Source organism: Desulfofundulus luciae, assembly GCF_030813795.1.
Classification (GTDB): Bacteria; Bacillota; Desulfotomaculia; order Desulfotomaculales; family Desulfovirgulaceae; genus Desulfofundulus; species Desulfofundulus luciae.
Genome location: NZ_JAUSUX010000005.1, coordinates 98,988 through 123,756 on the forward strand (window position 1 = coordinate 98,988; position 24,769 = coordinate 123,756).

26 protein-coding genes are annotated in these 24,769 nt (G+C 54.2%); 17 read left to right on the top strand and 9 right to left on the bottom strand.

What is annotated here, in order from left to right; genetic code table 11:
- Window positions 1-9 precede the first annotated feature (9 nt).
- From J2Z49_RS04585 to J2Z49_RS04595, 3 genes are all read left to right on the top strand, one after another.
- The gene (locus J2Z49_RS04585) at window positions 10-1,317 is read left to right on the top strand and encodes an MFS transporter (RefSeq protein ID WP_307400348.1); all 1,308 of its coding nucleotides are present in this window, start codon (window positions 10-12) and stop codon (window positions 1,315-1,317) included.
- A 159-nt stretch (window positions 1,318-1,476) separates the two neighbouring features.
- Window positions 1,477-2,274 (top strand): phosphosulfolactate synthase, encoded by a 798-nt coding sequence (comA, locus tag J2Z49_RS04590; RefSeq protein WP_307400242.1) that lies wholly within the window; start codon window positions 1,477-1,479, stop codon window positions 2,272-2,274.
- A gap of 172 nt (window positions 2,275-2,446) precedes the next feature.
- Window positions 2,447-2,902, top strand: coding sequence for a DUF441 domain-containing protein (locus tag J2Z49_RS04595; RefSeq protein WP_307400243.1), 456 nt, complete (start codon window positions 2,447-2,449; stop codon window positions 2,900-2,902).
- Here the strand turns inward: J2Z49_RS04595 and J2Z49_RS04600 are convergent.
- A complete protein-coding gene (locus J2Z49_RS04600) occupies window positions 2,899-3,813 on the bottom strand; it encodes an RluA family pseudouridine synthase (protein ID WP_307400245.1) in 915 nt (304 codons plus the stop codon). The genes J2Z49_RS04595 and J2Z49_RS04600 overlap by 4 nt on opposite strands.
- Complete coding sequence (gene lspA, locus J2Z49_RS04605) at window positions 3,803-4,273, bottom strand: signal peptidase II (protein ID WP_307400247.1); 471 nt, start codon at window positions 4,271-4,273, stop codon at window positions 3,803-3,805. Before lspA ends, J2Z49_RS04600 begins: the two co-directional genes overlap by 11 nt.
- 129 nt (window positions 4,274-4,402) lie before the next feature.
- Here lspA and J2Z49_RS04610 point away from each other — a divergent pair, with 129 nt between their 5' ends.
- From J2Z49_RS04610 to J2Z49_RS04620, 3 genes are all read left to right on the top strand, one after another.
- Window positions 4,403-4,546 (top strand): hypothetical protein, encoded by a 144-nt coding sequence (locus tag J2Z49_RS04610; RefSeq protein WP_307400249.1) that lies wholly within the window; start codon window positions 4,403-4,405, stop codon window positions 4,544-4,546.
- A 73-nt stretch (window positions 4,547-4,619) separates the two neighbouring features.
- Window positions 4,620-4,961, top strand: coding sequence for an AMP-binding enzyme (locus tag J2Z49_RS04615; protein WP_307400250.1), 342 nt, complete (start codon window positions 4,620-4,622; stop codon window positions 4,959-4,961).
- Between the two features lie 56 nt (window positions 4,962-5,017).
- Window positions 5,018-5,857 (top strand): SDH family Clp fold serine proteinase, encoded by an 840-nt coding sequence (locus J2Z49_RS04620; protein WP_307400252.1) that lies wholly within the window; start codon window positions 5,018-5,020, stop codon window positions 5,855-5,857.
- A gap of 68 nt (window positions 5,858-5,925) precedes the next feature.
- Here the strand turns inward: J2Z49_RS04620 and J2Z49_RS04625 are convergent, their stop codons facing one another.
- Together J2Z49_RS04625 and adhE are read right to left on the bottom strand one after the other, a co-directional pair.
- Window positions 5,926-7,188, bottom strand: coding sequence for an ArsB/NhaD family transporter (locus tag J2Z49_RS04625; RefSeq protein WP_307400350.1), 1,263 nt, complete (start codon window positions 7,186-7,188; stop codon window positions 5,926-5,928).
- A gap of 241 nt (window positions 7,189-7,429) precedes the next feature.
- A complete protein-coding gene (adhE, locus tag J2Z49_RS04630; RefSeq protein ID WP_307400254.1) occupies window positions 7,430-10,132 on the bottom strand; it encodes a bifunctional acetaldehyde-CoA/alcohol dehydrogenase in 2,703 nt (900 codons plus the stop codon).
- Between the two features lie 106 nt (window positions 10,133-10,238).
- Here adhE and J2Z49_RS04635 point away from each other — a divergent pair, with 106 nt between their 5' ends.
- Entirely contained in the window at window positions 10,239-10,409 is a 171-nt protein-coding gene (locus J2Z49_RS04635; protein ID WP_307400256.1) for a hypothetical protein, read from the top strand.
- Between the two features lie 163 nt (window positions 10,410-10,572).
- Here the strand turns inward: J2Z49_RS04635 and J2Z49_RS04640 are convergent, their stop codons facing one another.
- Window positions 10,573-10,959, bottom strand: a complete 387-nt coding sequence (locus J2Z49_RS04640; RefSeq protein ID WP_307400258.1) for a DUF1284 domain-containing protein — start codon at window positions 10,957-10,959, stop codon at window positions 10,573-10,575.
- A 755-nt stretch (window positions 10,960-11,714) separates the two neighbouring features.
- Between J2Z49_RS04640 and J2Z49_RS04645 the strand changes: the two genes are divergently transcribed.
- The 3 genes from J2Z49_RS04645 to J2Z49_RS04655 all read left to right on the top strand — a co-directional run bounded on the left by J2Z49_RS04645 (window position 11,715) and on the right by J2Z49_RS04655 (window position 13,012).
- Complete coding sequence (locus J2Z49_RS04645) at window positions 11,715-11,939, top strand: hypothetical protein (protein WP_307400259.1); 225 nt, start codon at window positions 11,715-11,717, stop codon at window positions 11,937-11,939.
- A gap of 87 nt (window positions 11,940-12,026) precedes the next feature.
- Window positions 12,027-12,449 carry an RrF2 family transcriptional regulator gene (locus J2Z49_RS04650; protein ID WP_307400260.1) on the top strand — a complete coding sequence of 141 codons (423 nt, stop codon included), beginning with the start codon at window positions 12,027-12,029 and terminating at the stop codon, window positions 12,447-12,449.
- Between the two features lie 293 nt (window positions 12,450-12,742).
- Complete coding sequence (locus J2Z49_RS04655; protein WP_307400261.1) at window positions 12,743-13,012, top strand: glutaredoxin family protein; 270 nt, start codon at window positions 12,743-12,745, stop codon at window positions 13,010-13,012.
- A gap of 184 nt (window positions 13,013-13,196) precedes the next feature.
- Here J2Z49_RS04655 and J2Z49_RS04660 read toward each other — a convergent pair whose 3' ends face one another.
- Window positions 13,197-13,886 (bottom strand): HAD-IA family hydrolase, encoded by a 690-nt coding sequence (locus J2Z49_RS04660; protein WP_307400263.1) that lies wholly within the window; start codon window positions 13,884-13,886, stop codon window positions 13,197-13,199.
- 115 nt (window positions 13,887-14,001) lie between these two features.
- On the opposite strand from J2Z49_RS04660, the gene J2Z49_RS04665 reads away from it, so the two are divergent.
- The gene (locus J2Z49_RS04665) at window positions 14,002-15,189 is read left to right on the top strand and encodes a pyridoxal phosphate-dependent aminotransferase (RefSeq protein ID WP_307400265.1); all 1,188 of its coding nucleotides are present in this window, start codon (window positions 14,002-14,004) and stop codon (window positions 15,187-15,189) included.
- Window positions 15,190-15,291: 102 nt separating this feature from the next.
- On the opposite strand, the gene J2Z49_RS04670 is transcribed toward J2Z49_RS04665, so the two are convergent.
- Both J2Z49_RS04670 and J2Z49_RS04675 read right to left on the bottom strand, forming a co-directional pair.
- A complete protein-coding gene (locus tag J2Z49_RS04670) occupies window positions 15,292-15,615 on the bottom strand; it encodes a hypothetical protein (RefSeq protein ID WP_121451761.1) in 324 nt (107 codons plus the stop codon).
- 169 nt (window positions 15,616-15,784) lie between these two features.
- A complete protein-coding gene (locus J2Z49_RS04675) occupies window positions 15,785-16,522 on the bottom strand; it encodes a metallophosphoesterase (RefSeq protein WP_307400267.1) in 738 nt (245 codons plus the stop codon).
- 91 nt (window positions 16,523-16,613) lie between these two features.
- Between J2Z49_RS04675 and J2Z49_RS04680 the strand changes: the two genes are divergently transcribed.
- The gene (locus J2Z49_RS04680; RefSeq protein WP_013822362.1) at window positions 16,614-16,808 is read left to right on the top strand and encodes a hypothetical protein; all 195 of its coding nucleotides are present in this window, start codon (window positions 16,614-16,616) and stop codon (window positions 16,806-16,808) included.
- Window positions 16,809-16,925: 117 nt separating this feature from the next.
- Here the strand turns inward: J2Z49_RS04680 and J2Z49_RS04685 are convergent, their stop codons facing one another.
- A complete protein-coding gene (locus J2Z49_RS04685; protein ID WP_307400269.1) occupies window positions 16,926-17,303 on the bottom strand; it encodes an ATP-binding protein in 378 nt (125 codons plus the stop codon).
- 253 nt (window positions 17,304-17,556) lie between these two features.
- Here J2Z49_RS04685 and ylbJ point away from each other — a divergent pair, with 253 nt between their 5' ends.
- The 5 genes from ylbJ (at window position 17,557) to otsB (ending at window position 24,636) form a co-directional block, all read left to right on the top strand.
- Window positions 17,557-18,795 carry a sporulation integral membrane protein YlbJ gene (gene ylbJ / locus J2Z49_RS04690; RefSeq protein WP_307400270.1) on the top strand — a complete coding sequence of 413 codons (1,239 nt, stop codon included), beginning with the start codon at window positions 17,557-17,559 and terminating at the stop codon, window positions 18,793-18,795.
- A gap of 156 nt (window positions 18,796-18,951) precedes the next feature.
- On the top strand, window positions 18,952-20,157 hold the full coding sequence (locus J2Z49_RS04695; protein ID WP_307400272.1) for a glycosyltransferase family 4 protein: 1,206 nt from the start codon (window positions 18,952-18,954) through the stop codon (window positions 20,155-20,157).
- An 11-nt stretch (window positions 20,158-20,168) separates the two neighbouring features.
- Window positions 20,169-22,349, top strand: a complete 2,181-nt coding sequence (locus tag J2Z49_RS04700) for an amylo-alpha-1,6-glucosidase (RefSeq protein WP_307400274.1) — start codon at window positions 20,169-20,171, stop codon at window positions 22,347-22,349.
- Between the two features lie 16 nt (window positions 22,350-22,365).
- Window positions 22,366-23,829, top strand: a complete 1,464-nt coding sequence (locus tag J2Z49_RS04705; RefSeq protein ID WP_307400275.1) for an alpha,alpha-trehalose-phosphate synthase (UDP-forming) — start codon at window positions 22,366-22,368, stop codon at window positions 23,827-23,829.
- A 21-nt stretch (window positions 23,830-23,850) separates the two neighbouring features.
- Complete coding sequence (otsB, locus tag J2Z49_RS04710; RefSeq protein ID WP_307400277.1) at window positions 23,851-24,636, top strand: trehalose-phosphatase; 786 nt, start codon at window positions 23,851-23,853, stop codon at window positions 24,634-24,636.
- Window positions 24,637-24,769: the final 133 nt, after the last annotated feature.

A 24,769-nucleotide genomic window follows, 5' to 3' on the forward strand; every position in this document is an offset into this window, starting at 1 on the left:
GGGATAGTCATGAAGCCGCAAAAAAATACCCTGGTGCTGGCTGCCTTAAGTGGGGTGCCCTTTATTATGGTTTTGGGCAATTCCATGCTCATCCCGGTGCTGCCCGCCATCAAGGAAACACTGCACCTCACCCAGTTTAAGGTCAGTCTGTTGATCACTCTCTTTTCCATCCCCGCCGGAATTGTCATTCCGCTGGCCGGCTTTTTGTCCGACCGCTTTGGCCGCAAAAATGTAATTGCGCCGGCGCTGATCCTTTACGGTCTGGGCGGCATAGTAGCCGGCCTGGCGGCCATTTTCCTGAAAAATCTGGCTTATCCAGCCATTCTCGGGGGGCGCATTTTGCAGGGCATCGGCGCGGCCGGGACTGCCCCCATTGCCATGGCCCTTACCGGGGACCTTTTCACCGGTAAGCAGCGGGGCATCGCTCTGGGCATCATCGAAGCCGCCAACGGCCTGGGCAAGGTGGTAAGCCCCATTCTAGGGGCCTTGTTGGGACTCATCACCTGGTATGCCACATTTCTTTTTTTCCCCCTGGTGGTTATTCCAGTGGTACTGGGGCTATGGTTCCTGATCAAAGAGCCGGAAAGCAACCGGCAGGCACAAAGTGTAAACCAGTATTTAAAATCCATCGCCCGGATTTTTGAGAAAAAATCCGCTATGCTGCTTACTTCCTTTCTGGGTGGGGCTGCAGCGTTACTCATTCTTTTCGGAGTGTTATTTTTTCTCTCCGAACACCTGGAAACGATTTTCCGGCTAAACGGAGTGCGCAAAGGCGGGGCTCTTGCCATACCGGTTCTATTTATGAGTACAACTTCTTACCTCACCGGCCGGATCATTAAAAAGCGCCTGGCATTAATGAAATGGCTGGTGGTGGGAGGTCTGGCCTTGATTGGCGGGGCTTTAACCATGATAGGTTTTTATCGCACCACCTATCTATTTTTTATCGCCATTTCCCTGGCCGGCATCGGTACCGGCCTGACCCTCCCCTGCCTGAACACCATTATTACCAGCTCCACGGCCACGGAAAGGCGGGGTCTGGTCACTTCGCTGTACGGCGGTGTACGGTTCGTGGGTGTAGCCCTGGGTCCTCCCCTTTTCGGCCTGTTAATGGGTTACGGCCTGCCCTTCATGTTTTGGAGCATGGCAGCCCTGGCGGGGGTTACTGCTCTGCTGGCCGCTTTTTTGATCCGGGTAAGGGACATGAAAGCACCCACGGCGACGGAAGAAAAAAATCGCCCCGCTCTTTATACCCCCCAACCGGCCTATGGACTGGCCGCGCACAAGCCCTGGAATCCCCCGGATGAACGGGGACCATGACCTCTAGTGGATACCATTGGCAGTTTTACCAGGGTAACCTTTCCCTCCCCGCGGTAATATTTCTATGAATGGCTAACTTTTGCGGGCCTGGGAAGGAGGTGTCCGACAAAGCACCTGCAAAAACAGGTGCATTGCCATCCGCGAAAGGAGCTTGAGAGCATGAGCGAACAGGAGGGTACCCGGACATGGCAGGCATTCCTTAGCTTTCCCCTGGGTAAGAGACTGGAAAAACCGCGGCAGCAGGGCTTGACCATGATCATTGACAAGGGCCTGGGCCTGGTGGAAACAAAGGACATCTTGCATGTATGCGGTCAATACATTGATTTCTTCAAGCTGGGATTCGGTACTCCCGCTTTATACGCTCCGGAGGTGTTAGAGGAAAAAGTTCATCTCGTCAAGTCCTTTGGCATAGATATCTACCCCGGGGGAACATTCTTTGAGGTGGCCATACTACAGGGAAAAATTGAGGAGTACCTGTACCTGGCCAAAACCATTGGCTTTACAGCCATCGAAGTATCCGACGGCACGATCACCCTGCCCCACGAGATAAGGGAAAAAGCCATTGCCCGGGCCGCCGATCTGGGTTTTAAGGTATTAACGGAAGTTGGCAAAAAGAATGAGGAACACCACTCAGTCCAGCATTTAGTAGAGCAGATCCGCCGGGATCTCCAGCACGGGGCTTACCGGGTCATCCTGGAAGGCCGGGAGTCGGGTATCAACGTGGGCCTTTATGATGGCCAGGGGCGGTTCATCCAGGAGGAACTGGAGGAACTGCTTTGCGGCATCGGCGATCCCCGCGTGCTAATCTGGGAAGCGCCGCGCAAGAACCAGCAGGAAGAATTGATCCTGCGCTTTGGCCCCAACGTCAACCTGGGCAACATCCCCCCCAACGAAGTCCTGGCCCTGGAAGCCCTGCGGGTTGGTCTCCGGGCCGATACACTCAAAATCACTTTATAACGTATAAGTTATTTGGATAACCAGCCAATTTATAAAGCCTCCCAAAAGGCATCCCCGGGGCTGTTCCGGTGAAAAGCAAAGCCGCCTCTGAGGCGGCTTTGCCCCTTACTGGTAATATTGCCCATGGCTCGCACATATTTTAGACCAAAGAAACTTTAAAGAGGGGAAGGCCATGCCCGGAGTCACCCTATTGGTCACGCTGTTGTTGATCGGCATTGTCGCTCGCTCCAATCTCATTGCCATGGCAGCCTGTGTTTTGCTCATCATCAAGCTCGCTAACCTGAATTTTATCTTACCTCTGCTCGAAAAGCGCGGTTTGGAGCTGGGCCTGTTGTTTCTTTTGCTCTCCATCCTGGTACCCGTAGCCACGGGCAAAATCAGCGAGCGGGAAATGCTTTATAACCTTACCTCCCTGCCCGGGTTGCTGGCTCTATTTGGCGGGGCGCTGGCCACCCATCTCAATGGGGAGGGATTGAAGCTCCTGCAATTGCAGCCGGAAATTATCTTTGGCCTGATGATCGGCTCGATTTTTGGTATTGTCTTTTTAGGCGGCGTGCCTGTGGGTCCCCTCATGGCTGCCGGTATTACCGCCCTTTTTATGGAGCTGGCTGCCTGGTTAAAGCACTAGCCCTGACGCAACCGGACAAGGATATCCGCCAGTTCCCCGGGCAATGGGGCGGTAAACTCCAGATATTCTCCCCGCCTGGGGTGGTGAAAGCCCAGTGTTGCCGCGTGCAAAAACTGGCCCTGCAGACCGAAGTGGGGCCGGGACGGCCCGTATTTTAAATCTCCCACCAGGGGATGTCCCAGGTAGGCCATGTGGACACGGATCTGGTGAGTCCGGCCGGTTTCCAGCTTTAGTTCCAGCAGGGTATACTGGCCGAAACGCTCCAGGACCTCATAATGGGTTACGGCTTGGCGCCCCCTCCGGCTCACCACGGCCATGCGCTGCCGATCCCGGGGGTGGCGGCCAATGGGAGCATCCACCATACCCCGGTTCTCCTTGAAGTTTCCATGGGCCAGGGCAATGTAACGTCTGGTGACCCGGCGGTCTTTCAGTTGCCGGGCCAGCTCAAGGTGGGCAAAGTCGTTTTTAGCCACCATAATCAGACCCGATGTATCTTTATCCAGCCGGTGCACGATACCGGGCCGCATTACACCGTTTACCCCGGACAGGTCCCGGCAATGGTATAAAAGGGCGTTTACCAGGGTTCCACTGTAGTTCCCTTCCGCCGGGTGCACCACCATACCCCGGGGTTTATTTACCACCACCACATCCCCATCTTCATAATAGATGTCCACGGGGATGTTTTCCGGAACCACTTCCAGTTCCCGGGGCAATGGTATTTTCAGCACCACCTCATCCCCCGGCTTAACCCGGTAACTTGGGCGCGCGGGCTCACCGTTTACCGTTACCTGCTGCTCGGCTATTAATCTCTGGATATGGGAACGGGAGAAATCTGGATTTTCTTTAGCCAAGAAAACATCCAGGCGTTCCCCGGCATTTTCCTCCTCCACCCGATGGTAACTAATCTTCATCGGGCCCCACCCTTTCACGTTCCCTTTCCCGGTCCTCCCGCCAGAATGCAAAGATCAGCAAAAAGACCCCGATTACTATGGCCGTGTCCGCCAGATTAAAAACCGGCCATACCCGCAAGTCCAGAAAATCCACCACCAGCCCAAAACGGACCCGATCGATGAGGTTGCCCAGGGCACCCCCCATGACCAATCCCAGGGATAAACGAAGCATGTGCCGCCCAGGGGAAAGGCGCAGTGCGACAACCAGCGCCCCGGCCACGACGAGCAGGGTAACCGCGATAAAAATACCGGTGCGGTAGGCAAATAGGCCAAAGGCCGCCCCCGGATTGCGTATGTAGGTTAAATGAAAAATGTGCGGTATTATCGGAACGGATTGCCCCTCCCACATCAGGCGCTGAACCAGTTCTTTGGAAGCCTGATCTAACACAAGAGTAACCAGGGCGGTTAACCAGAAAGGCAACTTTGCTCCCCCTTTATAATCCATGGCCATACGAGCCTTAACCCGCTAGGCCAGGCACTTTCCCCCCTGTGCCCCAGCATATAATACCATGAAAACGGGTTGGGGAGCAAACCTGGCCTTATTTTGTTAATGCAAACACCAGTTCTCAGGGCGGCAAGGGACAACCGTCAGATCGTAGCCGGCAACGGTACCCTGACGCTAAGGACTCCCGGTGCAGCCCTCCACAACGGGAAAGGGGACTACCGCATGGACGGCCTGGCAAAACTTAACTAATTCAAAGGAGGATCAGGGTGATTTTTCGCGAATTTTCAGTATGTATGCATATACGTCAAGAGGGAGTGGTTGCATGCTTAAGGTGGTTAAAAACAGTCCCACTCCCCGGGGAATAACCCGGGAGCAGTCCCTTTTCCGCTCAATTGAAGCAGCGCTGTTCCAGCACCCGGCCGTAAAAGATGCAGCCGTGGATTTGGTATGGGACAAAAAAGGCCGGCCGCTGCTGGTGGCTTATGTGGTACCGTCTACCCCCGAACTGTCACCGGCCGCACTCAAGAATTTTATCTGCCGCCGCCCGGAAATCCCCTGGAACAGGCAGCCCAGGCGCTATCTTCTGGTACCTGCCATCCCCCGCACTCCCAGCGGCAAATTGCAGCGGCAGAAGTTAATTAATTACTATACAACAGTCCATTGACTCGAGCAATAGAAAAAACCTTTTTAGTTCAAAATAAAAAAGGGGTGAAAAAGAGCATGAACTTTTCCTTTAGCGACCTGTTGTGGATTTTCTTTATTCTATTGGCCTTTCTACCCGCCTCCCGGCAATACCGCCTGGAAACCGTACGGCTGCGCCTGATCCGGAGCCTGGAAAAGAAGAGGGGTAGCCGGGTAATCACCTTGATCCATCGCCAGGAGTCACTGAGTTTATTAGGTTTTCCCATATCCCGCTACATAAATGTGGAGGACTCGGAGGCAGTTCTGCGCGCCATTCGCCTGACCCCGGACGATATGCCCATCGACTTAGTCCTGCATACGCCGGGCGGATTGGTGCTGGCGGCAGAACAAATTGCCCGGGCGCTGCAAAAGCATAAAGCCAAAGTGACAGTCTTTGTCCCCCACTATGCCATGAGTGGTGGAACCATGATTGCCCTGGCTGCCGACGAGATTATGATGGACGAAAACGCCGTTCTCGGTCCGGTGGACCCGCAACTGGGCGATATGCCGGCGGCATCCATTCTGGAAGCGGTACAGATCAAAGGCCGGGAACGGGTGGATGACCGCACCCTGATGCTGGCCGACATTGCTTCCAAGGCCCTGAATCAGGTGGAGGAATTTGTTTACCGTTTGCTGGTGGAAAAAATGTCCCCGGAAAAAGCCCGCCGGATCAGCCACCTGCTTACCAGCGGCCAATGGACACACGATTACCCCCTTACCTGTGAGCAACTGCGGGAACTGGGCTTCCCGGTGTGCGCCGAGCTGCCGCCGGAAATCTATGCCCTGATGGACCTCTACCCCCAGCCGGCCCAGCGCCGCCCGTCGGTACAGTATATCCCCCTGCCCTACACCCGGGAAACTCAGTCAAACGACCGGTAGTGGGCGTTTTAATATCTCCCTCTTCCCACCTTGCAATGCAAATTAGCCAGTTAATCACCGGCATTTTTTTATTGCAGGTAAAACAGCCACAGGTAAAGGGTGGAGATGACAATTGATATAATCATCAAAGGAAAGGCTACCTTCATAAAGTCAACAAAACTTATAAAAATCCCCCGCTTTTCGGCCATACCGGCCACCACCACATTGGCCGAAGCCCCGATGAGGGTACCGTTTCCCCCCAGGCAGGCCCCCAGGGAAAGGGCCCACCAGAAGGGTAGCAGGGACGGCAGGTGACCAAGGCGGCCCATGTCCTGGATTAAAGGGATCATGGTGGCTACAAAGGGAATGTTATCTATAAAAGCGGAAGCAATAGCCGAAAGCCAGAGGATGAGCATGGCCGTGACAGCCAACCTGCCGCCGGTGAATTGCAGGGATTCACTGGCCAGGGTTTCGATTACCCCCGTCTCTACCAGTCCCCCCACCAGGATAAACAGCCCGGCAAAGAAAAAGATGACCGGCCACTCCACTGCCTGAAACACATAGGCGGGATCTTCTCTGGTGATTAACAGCAGCAAACTGGCTCCGGCCAGGGCGATGGTGGCGCTTTCCAGGTGCAGATACTGGTGCCCAAGAAAGCCCAGGATGGTCAGGGCCAGCACCGCCAGGGATTTTTTCAAAAGCACCCTGTCTTTGATCTGCTCATTTTCATCAAGCTGCATGATTCCAGCTTTCAATTCCGGGAATACCACCAGTTGTCGCCGGTAAATCAGCCACAGGCCCGCCACAGTAAAGAGATGAATCACCACCACCACCGGGGTAAGACCGACCAGAAAATCAACGAACCCCAGGCGCGCTGCACTGCCGATCATAATGTTGGGCGGGTCACCGATCAAAGTGGCCGTCCCGCCGATATTGGATGCCAGCACTTCAGCAATAAGAAAGGGCCGGGGATTGATTTTTAGCTGCCCGGCAATGGCAAAGGTTACCGGCACGATCAGCAGTACCGTGGTCACGTTGTCCAGGAAGGCCGAAAGAATGGCGGTGACCGTGGCCAGGTAAACCATAATGGCCGCCGGTTCCCCCCGGGCCAGCCTGGCCGCTTTGATGGCCAGGTATTCAAAAACTCCGGAACGGCGGGTAATGCCCACAATAAGCATCATGCCCACCAGAAGGCCGATGGTATTAAAATCAATGGCCTTCACTGCCTCTTCCTGGGAAACGATTCCGGCCAGGATCAGAATGGCCCCGCCCGACAGGGCTACCACGGTGCGGTGAATTTTTTCCGCGATAATCAAGCCGTAACTGAGCAGGAAAATACCGACGGCCAGCATAACCTGCAGATTTGGAAACGCCAATTGATTGCCCCCCTGTTAACTGATCAAAGTAGCGCCAAATCCCTGGGCGGCTGCCTCTCCTCTGGATAGACTTTCCGGCAGATTCAAAGAGGATTCGACAGGCCGGCGGGTTTCCCTGCCGGTGGATAAAAAAGAGTCCGGCAATCACCGGTCTCTGGTCTGGCATGGCTGCCCCCGGCACACAGCAAGGGCCTTTTAAGTGAGTGCCGTGCGGCAATCACTGCAGCGGATTTTCCGGCCTGGTTTCATCCCCGTCCCGGAAAGGCCACGGGACGGCCATACCATCCCTGCACCCCTGAAGGAGGGATAAATCTAAAAGCCCCTCATCCACTTCCCGGGACAGGGGGGGACCGTAGGCCAGGCGGTAAAGGTCGGCCATCTCGGCTACCAGGGGGAAGCGGGGGTTGGTGGTGGTGGTCTGATCGGCAAAGGCCCGGTCGGCCATTTCGGGGATTTTGCGCTCATATTCTGAACGTTCAATTCCGAGATCAGCCACGGTGAGGGGCATATCCAGCTCCTTTAATAGCTGGAAGATGGCCCCAATCAGGCTCCTGACCCCCTCTTCCACCGTTCCCGCCGGCAGACCAAGCAGGCGGGCCAGCTGCCGGTATTTTTCCGGGGCGTGGAAGTACTCATACTGGGGAAAGGAAACAAACTTGGCCGGCCGGCTCGCATTGTAGGCCACCACATAGGGCAACAGGACGGCATTGGCCCGACCGTGGGGAATGTTGAAAGCGGCCCCAATTTGATGAGCCAGCGCATGGTTGACGCCTAAGAAGGCATTGGTAAAGGCCATGCCGGCGATGCACGAGGCGTTGTGCATTTTTTCCCGGGCCTTGTGGTCCCCGGCATTCCGGTAAGAACGGGGCAGGTAGTGGAAAACCAGTTCCACGGCTTTGGCAGCCATGGCATCAGTATAATCCGAGGCCATTACCGAAACATAGGCTTCAAGGGCATGGGTGAGCACATCCATACCCGTGTCGGCCGCCACCTGAGCCGGCATGGTGCGGGCAAAGTCGGGGTCGATGATGGCCACATCCGGGGTCAGTTCGTAGTCTGCCAGGGGATATTTTACCTGTTCGCCTTTGTCGGAAATTACCGCAAAGGCCGTCACTTCGGAGCCGGTGCCGCTGGTGGTAGGAATGGCCACCAACTGCGCCTTGCGCCCCAGCTTGGGATATTTGTAGGTACGCTTGCGTATGTCTATGAATTTGAGCTTTAGAAACTCAAACTCCACTTCCGGGTATTCGTAAAACAGCCACATGGCCTTGGCGGCGTCAATGGCCGAACCCCCTCCCACAGCAATAATGGTATCGGGACAGAACCGGTTCATCACCGCACAGCCCCGGCGTACCGTTTCCACCGAGGGATCGGGTTCCACCTCGTAGAAGACCTCGGTAACCACCCGGTTATTACGGTAGTTGAGATGATAAAGTACCTTGTCCACAAAACCAAGGCGCTTAATCTCCGGATCTGTTACGATAAAGGCCCTCTCCACGCCGGGCAGTTTGCGCAAGTATTGTATGGAACCGGGTTCAAAATAGACCCGCTCGGGGACCCGGAACCATTGCAATTTCGCCCGGCGCTTGGCCACCCGCTTAACGTTGATCAGGTTTTCCACACTGACATTGGAGGTGGTGGAATTGCTGCCCATGGATCCGCAGCCCAGGGTAAAGGAAGGCACGTTCACGTTGTAGATATCCCCGATGGCCCCGTGGGTGGCCGGCGAATTGACAATAATCCGCCCGGTGCGAATGCGGCGGGAGAACTCTTCAATGGCTTTTTGATCTTCGGAATGAATGACTGCCGTATGGCCCAGCCCGCCAAATTCCACCACTTTCTCACATAACTCTATTCCCTCGGCAAAACTTTCCACGATATAGCAGGAGAGGATAGGACTTAACTTTTCCATGGACAGGGGGTATTCCGGCCCCACCCCGGCCAGGCGGACTACCAGGACCCTTGTGTCCGGCGGCACGGCAAAACCGGCCATCTCCGCAATCCTCCGGGCCGATTGCCCGGCTACCCGGGGATTTAATGTGCACCCCCCCTGTTCCACGGCTAAGTCTTCCAGCAGGCGGGTTTCCTCATCATTCAGGAAATAGCAGCCATTTTCCTTCATCAGGGCAATAACCCGGTCGGCCACTTCCCGGTCAATGATCACACTTTGTTCGGAAGCACAAATTAAACCATTATCAAAGGTTTTGCTAATGATCAGATCAGTTACCGCCCGCCTCAAATTAGCGGTCTTTTCAATGTAGCACGGTACGTTACCCGGCCCAACGCCCAGGGCCGGCTTCCCGGTACTGTAGGCCGCCCGCACCAGCCCGGCCCCGCCGGTGGCCACAATTAAGGCCACGCCGGGGTGCCGCATTAAATAACCGGTGGTGTCGTAGTTGGGGTTTTCCAGCCAGGAAATGCAGTTTGCGGGAGCCCCGGCAGCCACCGCCGCTTCCAGCATGATCCTGGCTGCCGCGGCGCTGCAGCGCTGGGCTCCCGGATGGAAGCTGAAGATCACCGGGTTCCGGGTTTTGGCGCAAATCAGGGACTTAAACATGGTGGTGGAAGTGGGATTGGTTACGGGCACCACTGCAGCCACCACTCCCACGGGCTCGGCCACTTCCAGATACCCCTCTTCCTCGTTGTCTTCGATGACACCCACGGTTTTGGCGTATTTAATGCTGTGATAAACCGCCTCCGTGGCAAAAATGTTTTTGGTCGCCTTGTCTTCATAAATACCGCGGCCCGTTTCTTCCACGGCCATGCGGGCCAATTCCATATGTTTGTCCAGCCCGGCCAGGGCCATATTGAGCACAATGCGGTCCACCGCCTCCTGATCCAGGCGGGCAAATTCCCGGGCCGCCTGGTTGGCCTTTTCCACCAGGGCGTCAATTTCAGGAAAATTTCCCTGCTCAGCCACTTGCCGACACCTCCCCTCTCATTATTTCCAGTAAAAGAGGGAATATGCTTTCCCGAACGGATGGTTTCAACAACAAAAAAAAGCGGGGGGGGGGGGGGGGAGCCGCTTGCAGGTGTACCTGTCCCCCATGCTGGTCGCAGGTGGAGGGAAAAAGGGTAAAATTAATGAGTCACGCCGTTTTGCTTTGCTTTTCTTCTTTCCGAACCGCCTGCCTGTATGGACAGTGTTCTTCCATTTTATTTTCTTCCAGGCCGCACCCCCAGTAGGTATGACCTAAAAATAAGCGGCGATGCTTACACCAACTGCAAAAGGAATGGGTAACCTGCTCCTGGGTCATGTCCTTTGCCTTTATCATTTTCCACCATCCTCCTTTACCAGACTTAATCTTGACTTAATCTTGGATTCTAAAGATTCTGTTCAAAAAAACTCAGGCATGCCGTTTAACCCAGCCCAAGCGCTTTCTTTTTCCCGGCGCAGACTTCTCCCCAGTCACACCCCTCGCAGAAAGCCGTCACCCACTCTTTGGGCGTTGCCAGCAATTTGGCTTTTATTTCCTGCCAGAGCACCTTCGACCCAACTTCGATGCCGAGGTGCGTCGCCGCTTCCGCATCCATTTCCCTGATTTCTGCGTCTGCTCCAGGCTTGGCGGCGCACTTTTCTCCCTGGAGCGCCGGACAAGTCCGGCAGATGTCGTCCGCGCCTTCAACTACCGCTATTTCTTCTCCCTCCGTAGCCCTGCGCACTACGTCTTCCAGGTTCTCGACAAATTCCCGACTGTATCCCTCACCCCGGTAGAAGTGCAGGCAAATCAAGTGGTGACCCCTCAACCTGATCGTACAAACCGCCACCCTTCTTGGCCGATTTTTTTAAGCTACCCACCTATAGCATGCATATCTTACACAGCACATACCCACGCCGTAAGCCGCTTCCTCCCCGCTCCGGAACTCTACCCCTGTTTCATGGTTCTATCTCTCCGCCCATTGACAATCCGGGCGATAGCACTTCTTGGAGTTTGAGTTACTACCTGATTTTTTTCTACTTCCTATCGCAGGTTCCTCCTCTGGAACAGAAAAGTCTTTTTCTGCTACCGACCACGCTGTTTTTGAACCGGGCTTCTCCCGGGGGTATTCACGACCAGCTTATCCACCTTCCGGCCTGCCGCCAACAGTTTCTCATCTTCAGGTGTACATAGCATTCCACGGCTATAAGCTAGCTTTGTTAAACAGGCGGCTCCAGGGATTTGCGGCAACCCGGTTAATACCAGGTTGCTTTTATTTTGCCTGCAGGAAAGCTCAAAAGTCCCTGCCGGCAAGGTCGCCGCCGGCTGTTCGTCCAAAAACCAAAAATGCTCGCTGCTGCACCGATTCTTTGCCCTGCTGTACCCGCTACTTTGCGTTGATTATCTCGTGCAATATTCTGGACAAAATGCGATATGCTAATGGTGAGATTAGAGGCAATGGTTTTTTCCCGTAAGGGTGTGTTTGAGTAAAATATACCCTGACGGGCGATCCCTCCCTTGATTCAAGGTATAGGCTGTGTTTTCAGGAACGGTTTAAAACTTCAGGTAAAGGGGATGCTCCAGATGACCTGCCCGCTCTGCAACTGCATTTACACCGGCCGGCATATTTGCATGTGCGGAACCCCCCTGGAGGATGCCGGCCCGGTGGCCGATTATTACGGCCCCTACAGCCCTTACTTCAACCTGTCCTTTGAGGCGCCCGTCTGCGTGCATCTCTTTTCCTGCCCGGCCTGCGGCCGGGAGCGGAGGATAGCGGTGAGCACCGGCCATGGAGAAATGAAACACTGATTCCCCCCTTGACAGACAAAGGCCGACAGGATAAAATATACCCCAATGTGAACCAGTTAAGTATACTTTGAAATGAGGGGGCAATAAATGAGACTGAATCAGGCTACAGATTACGCTTTTCGAGCCGTGCTCTATCTGGCCCAGTTACCCCCTGGAGAGGTGGTCGAAGCGCAGGTCATCGCCAGGCGGGAATGTATACCCATGCGTTTCTTGTTAAAGATTTTACGCCTGCTCACCAAGGCTGGCATCGTAGATTCCTACCGCGGCGTAGGCGGAGGTTACGCCCTGGCCCGCCCCCCCGGGGAGATCACCCTGCTGGATGTACTGATGGCCGTGGAGGGACCGGTACAAATAAACCGCTGCCTGGTGGATCCTGACTTCTGCAGCAAACAGGGACCGCCCCACTGTCCCGTACACCGGGCCCTGGAGTCGATTCAAGAAACCATTATCCGGGAGTTTAAACACTATAATTTTGCCGAGCTGGCTGCCGGAATACGGGGACGGGATTAAAACCAGCTATTATGCTCCGGTCCGGTCCCCGCCGTGAGAAGTGACAGAAGGTTTCCTGCCCAACCGATATTTACTGGCCAACCCTGAGCAACCGACGCCCGCTCTTCAAAGGTCTGTTAAAAGGGGTTAGAACTACCACAATGGTGGCATTTATGCTCACTGGCCGGCAGCAGAGCAGTTAGAACAGATAATCTTGCAAAGAAGGACCGCCCTGGGTATCCAGGCCTGCAAACCAGTAAAAATCCTTTTGCCGTGAAAATTCCCCCGCACCCGGACAAAATAAAACAAAAAATGTGGAGGTGTTGCTGTTGGGGGATTATCATGTCACTCTATATGTATCACCCGATTGCGAGGATTGCCAGAAGGCACGGCGATTTTTAGAAAACAAGGGGATCAACTATGAAGAAAAAAGCATCCAGGATTCCGGCGCCAGAGGAGAGCTGCGTTACAAGACCGGGCGCACCGAGTGCCCCACCATCGATGTGGACGGCCATATCGTGGTCGGTTACCTGCCGGAAAAATGGGATCACCTGCTATCAGAAGGACCTTTGCGAATGACTTAATGAAGAGCAGAAAGGGATGGGATACCAAATAAAGGTGACCCTATCCTTTTTCTTATTGCGGAAATCCTTCCCTCCTGGAAGTACTCCCTGTCAAACAATGAAAATACTCTGCCAACCCGTAAAAAGAAAGACCGGGGAGCTTATCCCTTCCCCGGCCTTCCCCCTTTTAAATCCTTTTGCCCCTTCAGTCGTAATTTCCCTTCAAAGCTTTTTCTGTAACTTTCAACCATTGTTTAAGCTCCCATATCCTGCCACCTTTTAGATATTGCTCCAAATCACCCCAGCAATCCAGCAGCCCATCGGGCTTCAAACGTTCTAGTTCTTCCCGCACGGTTATACCCCAGGTGACGCCCAGGGTTTTAGTCCCGGCAGCCCGACCGGCCTGGATATCAAAATGACTGTCTCCCACATAGACGGTCCGGTGTGGTTGGGCATGAAGAATTTCCATGGCTTTGAGGATCGGATCGGGCAGGGGCTTATGCTTCTCCACGTCATGGGCGGTAATCATCACATCAATGTAGCGGTCCAGGCCGGTAAAGTTAACAGTCCGCCACGCACCTGTTTTCCCTTTGGACGTGACGATACCCAACTGGATGCCCTTGGTACGCAGGTTCTGGAGCATTTCCAGCGTGCCCGGGAAAAGCCGCGTATAACGGTCGTGATCACGGTGGTAGTGGTGTTGGTAACGCTGGATAAACTCTTCCGCCCTTTCCCCGGCAAAATGACGGGCAATGTCCACGATGGGACGGCCAATCCAGCGCATAACATCCTCATTGCCCCAAGGGATGCCCATTTCATCAAACACCCGCCGGTATGTATGCTTAATCAGGGGTAGGGAGTCGGCCAGGGTGCCGTCCAGATCAAACAAAGCCACCTGTATGCACATGGTTCATACCTGCCTTTCCTTCAACAGTATAGCATAACTGCCGGTTGATAAGCAGGTATTTTTTGCTCTACGGCGAATTTCAAAACCCAAAGGAGGGTTAATTGTGGCTATCAGCAAAAAGATTGCCGGATTTCTTTCCCAAGCTTCTTGGATCCGCAAAATGTTTGAAGAAGGAGAGCGGTTGCGCGCCTTTTACGGTGCCGACAAGGTGTATGATTTTACCCTGGGCAATCCCGACGTGGAACCTCCGGCGGCCTTTAAAGAGGAATTACGTAAACTGGCCGCAAACCCCATCCCGGGTATGCACCGGTACATGAGTAACGCAGGCTACGAGGAAACCCGCCGGGCAGTTGCCGAAGTGCTGGCCGAGGAAACGGGGTTACCTTTCAGCGCCCGGCATGTGGTAATGACGGTGGGTGCCGGAGGGGGATTAAACGTAGTATTAAAGACCCTGCTGGATCAGGGGAACGAGGTTATTGTACTAACCCCTTATTTCGTAGAGTACCGCTTTTATGTGGATAACCACGGCGGAGTAATTAAAGAGGTACCCACGGGTCCCGGCTTTCAGCCGGATCTGGCGGCCCTGGAAAAAGCTATTACCCCCAGGACAAAGGCGGTGATCATCAACTCACCCAATAACCCAACGGGGGTGGTATACGGGGTCGGCTGCCTGGCGGAATTGGGAAAGCTTCTGGATAAAAAAGGCGAAGAACTGGGCACTACCATTTTTTTAATTTCCGATGAACCCTACGCCAAAATAGTTTACGATGGGATAGAATTACCCAGCGTCTTCCATTTCACCCGCAACAGTCTTGTGGTCACCTCCCACAGCAAGGACCTGGCCCTGCCCGGCGAGCGCATTGGTTATATTGCCGTTCACCCGGAGATAGACGATTGTGACCTGCTGCTGGAAGGGCTGGTTTTCTGCAACCGCACCCTGGGATTTGTCAATGCCCCCGCGCTGATGCAACGGCTGGTGGCCAAATTGCAGCGGGAAAAGGTGGATATTGCCGCTTACCAGGAAAAACGCGACCTTTTGTATAACCACCTGGTTTCCCTGGGCTTTGAGGTGGTAAAACCTCAAGGGGCCTTTTACCTGTTCCCCCGCTCCCCCCTGCCCGACGACCTGGAATTTGCGCGGTTGGCTCAAAAATATAATATCCTGGTGGTACCTGGAAGCGGTTTTGGTTTGCCGGGCTACTTCCGCATCTCCTATTGTATAAGCAAACAAATCATCCTCAATTCTTTGCCCGCCTGGACAGAACTGGCCCGGGAACTTGGCCTTAAGTAAGCCGACGGTACGGTCGGCGGCCGGCCAGGCTGCCGACCTGATAAAAAATCAAAAGCCCTGCTGCACAAGCAGAGCTTCTCGAGGCAAATTTTCCAACCCGTTTTACTCCTCCACCAGCATCAACAATTTTTCATGCATATGCAGGTTCAACTGACGCATGACGCTGCGCAGAGTTTCAGGATCCCTTAAGACCAGTCCATCCGCCCACCGTTCCAGGAGGTACTGCACAAACTCCATAAACCCGCTGGCCAGGGTTAGCGTATACAATTCCCGGTAACGGTTGTTATCCGGCTGGCAACCAGTACCAAGGCTTTCTTTGTGGGTGAGCTTGAAATTGCGCAACTCCTGTTCTTCCCTGGTCCAGGAAACCACCCCGTCAATGACCTGCACTTCCTTGCCACAGGTGTCACAAATAAATTTAGCCAAATATAACCCCCCCTTATTCTACCCCCATAAAAAACACTTCCCTATTTTCCCTCACTCAGGTCTTTAAAAACTTTTCTTTTCAGTTTATATTTAGATATAAAAGATTAAACTCCTGCTCTCCTTTTAAAATGGAATTTTTCCCTTGGAAAGGCAAAAAATAATTTTTCTTTTAAGAAGGGGGCCAATTCATAATCAGGCGCGGCGTGAAAGATAAATAGTCGGCGCTGGTGAGATAAAAGTTGATGCCCCAGGCCTGATCGGGCAAACGGTAACGGCAAGCCCGGGCATGCAGGTGGCCGTAAACCACATGTTTTACGCCGTACTCTTGAAAAATTTCGATAAATCCGCTGTATTCGTGTTTTTCATTGGTTGGCATATAATGCATAATGACAATGATTTCCCCCGCTGGCCCCTGCACGCTTTCCAGGGAGTTCCGCAACCGGATGAGCTCGCGCCTGTAAATTTTCATATCTTCATCTTTGAAAAAAGCGCCGTTGGGGCACAGCCATCCCCGGGTACCGCAGATGACCAGATCACCCAGCCGTATGTGGTCGTTCTGGATCAGACGCATATTGGGAGGAGCCAGCGCCCGCACCCGGGATATACTCTGCCACCAGTAATCATGGTTGCCCTGTACGGCCACAATGAGTCCCGGCAGCAAACCGAGGAAATGTAAGTCCGGCCGGGCTTCCTCCAAACGCATAGCCCAGGAGATGTCCCCGCCTACCAGCACCACATCGTCGTCAGCAACGATCCGCGTCCAGTTTTCGTAGATGCGGGATGCATGAGCGGCCCACGACTCATCTACCTCGGCCATGGGCTTATATTCCGGACTGTCCCCCCAGTTCGCCGGATCCGGTGTCCTGGAAAAGGATAAATGTAAGTCGCTGATAGCATATATTTTCACTTTAGTCTCACTCTCCCACCCAGCGTGCCCTGGCCCGGGGCCGGGCGCTAGAAAAAGGGGGGGAACTTAAAGAACAAAGGGGTGTAACCCGGTGAATGAGTACAAACTCGTGGTGGTGGTCGAAACCCAGGAGCACGTTTACATTCGCCTGTTTGTCAACAATGTCCTTGCCAATCCCGAAGGCTTGATTCGCTTAAAGCATGCAGAACTGGACCAGCTATTTCGCGACCTGTTCAAGGGTTCCAGAGGTAAATGCATTAAGTGCTACTGTCAATACTCCCGTTAACCCGGCCCCAGCATTCCTCTTCGACACATCTACCCGGACTCCTGCTCCTGGCACGGGGAAAAAAAGATGCGACTTTCGGCAGAAGTCGCATCTTTTTCCGGGAACCGTTGAAAGAGGTTAGCCGTGAATAAGCGACGGCAGGCAGCGGGTGCACACCCAGAGGCTTTCGCCCCGGTGCCGGCAAGGGAGCAGGGGAATGCGGTCCTCGGTATTGCCACAGCGGAAGCAGGTTTGGGTAATGTAGGTTTTTTCCTTGCTCTTCAAGTGCTCGTGGGCTGCCTCTTCGGAAAAGGCCGGTGCTTCCCGCTCTTCAATGGAAAGGGCACCCACCGGACAAACGCCGATACAAAAACCAGCACCATCGCATAATTCTTCCCGAACTATCCTGGCCTTGCCATTCACAATTTGGATAGCCCCTTCGGCACAAGGGGTAACACACAGACCGCAACCGGTACATTTTTCCTCGTCTATGCGCACGATCTGACGTTTAGGCATCAAAAAACCCCCTCTTGCTAGATTACATTACTTCCTACCGTTAAAATAACCGATCTTGCCCGCAAACGCTGTGCGCTTCTTCCTCCACCGGCTGTGACTATTCTCACATTGCTTTAGAAAGTGGTCTATTAAACAACAGAGTCCCATATATATCAAAAGGGCCTAGAAAAGGTAGTGAAATATCAAAAGGGTCGTTAAATCCCAGGCGGTAAGGACGGCAGTAATCAATGCGGTGTGAAGCGGGTGACCAAAAATGCAAAAACAGCAGGAAACCATGCGTCTGTTCTGGACGGCCTGTGCCCTTCTGTTTGTTTTGGGCATGATTACGCAGCCCCAAACCGTCTATGAAGGAGCCGTCTACGGCCTTGGTACCTGGTGGAATATAGTATTCCCTTCCCTTTTGCCTTTTTTCATCGTCTCCGAACTGCTCATGAATTTTGGGATCGTGCATTTTATGGGTGTTCTTCTGGAACCGGTTATGCGCCCCCTTTTTAACGTCCCCGGTGCGGGATCCTTCGTCCTGGCTATTGGTTATACCAGCGGCTACCCCATTGGGGCCATGGTTACCGCCCGCCTGCGGGCCCAAAAGCTATGCACCAGAATCGAAGCGGAACGGTTAATGTCTTTTACAAACAACTCCAGCCCCCTATTCATGCTGGCGGCGGTAGCCGTAGGAATGTTTCACAACGCCTTCCTCGGTCCCCTCATTGCCGGAGCCCATTACCTGGCCAACCTTACCCTCGGCCTGGCATTGCGTTTTTACGGCCGTCGCGACCCGGAGGTAATCCCCCGGCCTACGGCCGACAGGAATACCTGGATTTTAAGACGGGCCCTGATCGAAATGGCCACCCGACAGCGCCGGGATAAGCGCACCCCGGGCCAGATTATTGGCGATGCCGTAAAAAATGCTATCAATAATCTTTTAAATATAGGCGGTTTTATCATTCTCTTCGCCGTAATTATTCGCCTGCTCACCCAAGCGGGTTTCATTGACTTAGTGGCCCGGGCATTAGGGCTGGTACTGGTGCCTCTCGGCCTCTCGCCGGCAGTACTCCCGGCCCTGGCCAGCGGACTGTTTGAAATGACCACGGGTACCAAGCTGGCTTCGGAAGCGGCTGCCCCTTTGCTTCACCAGTTGATTGCCGTAGCCATGATCCTGGCCTGGAGTGGCCTGTCCATACAGGCCCAGGCGGCCAGCATGATCGCCGGAACCGACATCCGCATAGGCCCTTTTATACTGGCACGGGTAGCCCATGCCATCCTGGCCGCCTTTTATACCTGTCTGATGTTTGGCCCGGCTGCAACTTTAAACCAGTCTTTGATCCAGCCTGTTTTTGCACCGCTTCTCGCCACGGTTCAACCCGTTTCCCTTTGGAGAGCAAGTCTTATCTCCCTGTTCCTGCTCCTTCTATCCCTGGGTCTCATGATTATGCTGGCTGCGGTGCTGGTCATACTAACCCACATACGCGTCATTGTACTCCGTCCTAGATAATCTTGACAGTTTTTCTGGCAATTGCTTATAATAGTCTTAAAATAACATAGAAAATTATGGTTTTGGGGGTTTTCTCCTCGCCGGACGAAGTTTTGCATTGAATATACCCGGCAGCAGAAAACCAGCCGGGATTACTATTTTTGGGGAGGTGTCAGTGTGAGAGTTGCTATGTTACACTGGGCTTTTCCCCCGATTATCGGCGGGGTGGAAAGCCATCTGGCCATGTTGTGTCCAGAGCTTGCCCGCTACGGTTGCCAGGTAAGCCTGCTCACCGGGTCCACCCTGGAAGGAGAAATGGATTACACCTGGCGGGGATTAAGGATCTTACGCCGCAGGCTTATGGACCTGAACAGCCTGGATGCAAAAAAAATCATGGACAGAAGAAATGATATTCGCCGGTTGATTGGCGATTTTATCCAGCAAGTTCACCCTGACATTATCCATGCCCATAACATGCATTACTTCAGTCCGGTCCATCTTGAGGCCCTGCTGGAAGCAAAGAGGCGCTGGGGAATCCCCCTGGTACTAACGGCCCACAACGTTTGGTCCGACTCCGTCTGGGAAGAAATGTGCCGTCATGCCTCCGAGTGGGACGCGGTAATTGCGGTAAGCCATTACATCAAGAAAGAACTGGTTAAAGCCGGTTTTCCGGAAGACAGGATTACCGTGGTTCACCACGGCATCGATCTGGAAAGATTTAGACCTCCTACAAAAGAGGATCTGCAAAAGGCATGGGAAACCTATCCGGAACTAAAAGGGAAAAGGGTTATCTTCCACCCGGCGCGCATGAGTTTTGATAAGGGCTGCCATATCAGCATCAAGGCCTTCAAACTCATCAAGGAACAATTCCCGGATGCCCTGCTGGTGCTGGCCGGTACGGAAAAAACCGTGGACTGGGGCAGCCGGCAGCCCGAACACGTATCCATGATCAAACGCCTGATTACGGAACTGGGGCTGGAACGGGATGTTTCTATCCGTTTCTTCTCCTGGGATGAAATACCGTTGATGTACCAGGCCGCAGAAATTTGCATCTACCCCTCCTGCTTTGAGGAACCCTTTGGCCTGGCCATGCTGGAATCCTTAGCCACGGGTCGCCCCATGGTAGTCAGCCGGGCCGGCGGTATGCCCGAGGTAATCCAGGACGATATGAACGGCTACGTGGTGCCGATGCACGATCACGAGGCTTTAGCCGAAAGGTGCTGCCATTTGCTGGCCAATCCCCAGAAGGCCCGGCAAATGGGTGAAACAGGGCGGCAAATGGTGGAAAAAAACTTTACCCGCGAAGTCATGACCGCCCGTACACTCCAGGTTTACGGTAAAGTACTGGCCTTTTACCTGCGCAAGCAAACACAAATTGCCTAGGAGGTAATGCGGTGCTTGATATCACCCACATACCGGGGTTAGCCACCCGGACATGCCTTTCCCAGGAAGTGCTTAAAGAAGGAGAACTTTTTTTCATTTGCGGACCCGAGGGAGAGGTGTCCCATGAGCATAACGGGGGCTTTGGACTCTATTACCGGGATACCCGCTTTCTGAGCTGTTTGGAAATGGGCCTAACGGAAGGGAACCTTTTATTCCTCTCCTCCTCCATTAAGGATAGCCACTTTGCCCAATTCGAACTTACCAACCCGGCCCTGAACCGGGATAGTCATGTTATCCCGGCAAGCACCATTCACATCCGTGCCCTGCGGGTCCTGGATAACGCCCTATTTCAACGGGTGCGGCTAATCAATTTCAATCCCATGCCCGTGATGATCACCCTGCAGATCACCCTGGGGGCCGATTTTCGGGATATTTTTGAGGTACGGGGCTTTATCCGCGACCAAAAGGGGGAAATTTTTACCCCGGTGTCTACCCGGGAGGGAGTTCTCTTTGGATACCGGGGAAGGGATAACCTGTGCCGTTATACCAGAGTTTCCTTTTCCCCTTATCCCGACAGTGTGGAGGTAAACGAGGGAAAAAACCTGGCCACTGCCCGGTTCTCCCTCACCCTGCCTCCCGGACGCAAAGTTTACCTTTACATGCAGGTAAAGCCCTTTATTGGCAGCAAGCCCAATCCTGCCTGCACCCGCGGGAAAGGAACTATTGCCGCGGGATTCAGCCGGGCGGTGCGCAAAACCTATTCTCTTTATGAAAAGTGGAAACAGCAGTGTACCCAGTTTAAAAGTGATAATGTCTTTTTGAGCAACATGCTCCGGCGTAACGTGACCGACCTGTACGCCCTGTGCACATGCTATCCCGATCTGGGCACCATTGTGCAGGCCGGCATACCATGGTATGCGGCCTCCTTTGGGCGGGACGCCCTGATTACTTCCTGGCAGGCCTTAATTGTCAACCCCGACATTGCACGGAAAAGCTTGTACTTCCTGGCCCGCCTGCAGGGGAAAGAGGATAACCCCTGGCGGGATGAAGAACCCGGGAAGATACTCCACGAGCTCCGCCGGGGAGAGCTGGCTGCCTGCGGGGAAATTCCCCATACTCCCTACTATGGCAGCGTGGACGCCACTCCCTGGTTCATCATCCTGCTTTCCGAAACCTACCGCTGGACTGGAGACAAACAGATGGTCCTCGATCTGGCTCCGAACCTTTTTGCGGCCGTGGAATGGTGCCGGAAATACGGGGATATGGACGGCGACGGGTTTATTGAATATACCGTCCGTTCCCCCGGGGGGCTGACAAACCAGGGCTGGAAAGATTCCTGGGACGGGGTTATTGATCCCCGGGGCAGCCTGCCCACCGGTCCCATTGCCCTGGTGGAAGTACAAGCCTATTATTACCTTGCTTTAAAGCGGGCCGCTGAAATGGGCCGGGTACTGGGAAAGGACGACTGGTCCCGGGAGCTGGAAGAGGAGGCCATGGTCCTGCAACGCAAGTTTTTAGAGGCTTTCTGGATGGAAGAGGAACAGTACCTGGCCTTTGCCCTTGATGGTGACAAAAAACAGGTTAAAACCATTGTCTCTAACCCGGGCCACTGCCTGTTTACCGGCATTCTACCCGATGAACTGGCCATAGCCGTGGCCCGGCGGCTGTTAACCAGCGACATGTATTCCGGATGGGGTATTCGCACCATGAGCAAATCCATGGGGCCGTATAATCCCATGAGTTATCATAATGGTTCGGTCTGGCCCCATGACAACGCCATCATTGCCTACGGGTTACGTTGCTGTCGCCAGTTTGACCTTCTGGAAAAAGTGGTCACCGGCCTTTTCGAGGCGGCCATGTCCTTTCCCTATCACCGGCTGCCGGAAGTCTTCTGTGGTTTCACCAGGCGCAGAGACGGCGGCCCCGTACATTACCCCACCGCCTGTGATCCCCAGGCCTGGGCTGTAGGGACCATGCCCCTGCTCATACGTACCATGCTGGGCATCTCCTGCTGGGGCAACGAGGTGCGGGTGAGTGCTCCCCAGCTGCCTCCCTGGGTCCAGGAAATCCAGATCTGCAACCTGGCCGCAGGTTGCGGAACGGTGGATCTGGAATTTACCCGCAAACAGGGCAAAGCCTATTGCGGAGTACTGCGGGCCACGGGCAACACCCGCGTGATCGTTGAAAATTAAAAAGGAGGTGGAAGTTGTGTACGGCTATGGACGAAATCCCGTACAGGTGGTTGTAGTTTCCAACCGGGGACCCTATACCTTCCAGGATGGTCACGATCAATTAATTACCAGGCGCACGGTAGGAGGACTGGCTTCGGCGGTGGAACCGGTATTGACCGCCCACGGGGGGACCTGGATCTCCTGGTGCGGGCGCATTGATAATACCGGCAAGGACCTTGGCGTTAAGCTGGGCATCCCACCGGGAGAGCCGCGCTACCATATCCAGGAGGTTTTTCTCTCCGCAGAAGAACATGACAACTACTACCACGGTTTCTGCAACGCCTGTCTCTGGCCCCTGTGCCACCAACTGCCCGAACGTTGTTCCTTTGAAAAGGCTTACTGGGATGCTTACCGCCGGGTCAACCAGAAGTTCGCCCGCATCACCCTGGAAGCAAAAAAGGAAATTTACTGGATACACGATTTTCACCTTGCCCTGGTACCACAGCTTTTGCGGCACCTGTCACCGGGAGCTACTATTGCCTTCTTCTGGCACATTCCCTTTCCCCCGGCAGACCTTTTCCAGATCCTCCCCTGGGGACGGCAGATCATCTACGGTCTTCTGGGCAGCGACCTGATCGCCTTCCATACCAGCCGGTACGTACAGAATTTTCTTGATACCGTTGCCTGCTATTACCCGGCTAGAATTTACCCGGAACAGGGCCTGATTCGCCTGCGCAACCGCCGCATTTTGGTGCAGGCTTTGCCGGTAGGTATTAACTGCCACCGCTTTGAACAGCTGGCCGCCGATCCCGCCGTGCGGGCCAGGGCGGAGGAAATACGCAAATCCCTCGGTGCGGAAAAGGTGCTTCTGGGCATAGACCGCATGGACTATACCAAAGGAATTCCCGAGCGGATACGGGCCATGGCCTACTTTTTGGAAAAGTATCCTGAATACCGCGGAAGGGTCACCCTGTTACAAATTGCCGTGCCCAGCCGCAATGGTATTGGCGAATACGGAGCCTTAAAGCAGGAAGTGGAACGAATAGTAGGCGAAATCAACGGACGGTACGACCAGATGTATGGAGCCGTGCCGGTGCGCTACCGCTATCAATCCCTGGATCAGGCAGAACTGGTTGCTCATTACCTGGCTGCCGACGTGCTGCTGGTGACAGCCTTAAGGGACGGCCTTAATCTGGTGGCCAAAGAATTTGTGATTTCGCGCATTGATGGCAAGGGAGTGCTTATCCTGAGCCCCTTTGCCGGAGCGGCCCAGGAACTTCACGGGGCACTGCTGGCCAATCCCTTTGAACCGGCCCACCTGGCAGCCAAAATCAAAATGGCCCTGGAGATGCCTTTCCAGGAACAAAAAAGCCGCCTGGAATCCTTGCGCCGTATCGTGAAAAGCCGGGATGTGCGCTGGTGGTGCCAGAGCAACTTGAAACTGGTTAAAAGCCTGGGTTCCGGCCTCACCCCGGCAACCACCAACGCGGCCAACCTGTAAACCGGGAGGCCAGGTTCCCTGGTGCGCAAGGAACCGCCCCTGGCAACCCCGGAAAAACTGGCTGCATGGATGGCCGCGGCATCCCGGTTGCTGCTCATGCTGGATTACGACGGCACCCTGGTACCCATTGCCCCCACCCCGGATCTGGCCCGGCCGGACCCGGAACTTCTGGCTACTCTGCAAAAATTATCCCTTTCCCCCGGTCGAGTGGTAGCAGTGATCAGCGGTCGTAAACTGGCCGAACTACAAAAATTACTCCCCCTGACCGGCCTGCACCTGGCTGGTTCCCACGGTGCAGAAATACAGGAAACCGGGGGCAAATTATACCGCCTGATCGAGGATCGCAAGCTGGAAGAAAACATTTTAAGCCTGGAAAGGGTAGCCAGGGAATGTGTGGCCAACAGCAGGGGCTTTTTAGTGGAAAATAAAGGCATCTCACTGGCCTTACATTATCGCCAGGCGGACCCCGAACTGGCCCGGCAGGTGCTGGTTAGTTTTATCGAAAAAGTGGCCCCCATCATGGACAAAAACCGGCTGGAGCTCTTGCCGGGGAAGAAGGTGCTGGAAATACGCCCCCGGGGAGTAAATAAAGGAAAAGCAGTGCAGTACCTTTGCGGGAAATATGACGGGGCACTACCTGTTTATATTGGAGACGACCGCACCGATGAGGATGCCTTTATGGCCCTTAAAAGAGGCTGTGGTATCCTGGTGAGCCCCCAATCCCGCGCCAGCGCCGCAACCGTTCGCTTGTCCTCACCCCGGGAGGTGTACACATTGCTTCTCCTGCTCGCCAAGGGCTATTTTTAGCCCCTTAAAGACAACTTAAGAATAACAATAAGTTGCTTCTATTAGAATGCCAATAGTGGGAAACACAAATGCAGGCCGCCAAGGGTATGCTTTCTCCCCCAGCCGGACATGATAAACACAACCGACACCAGGT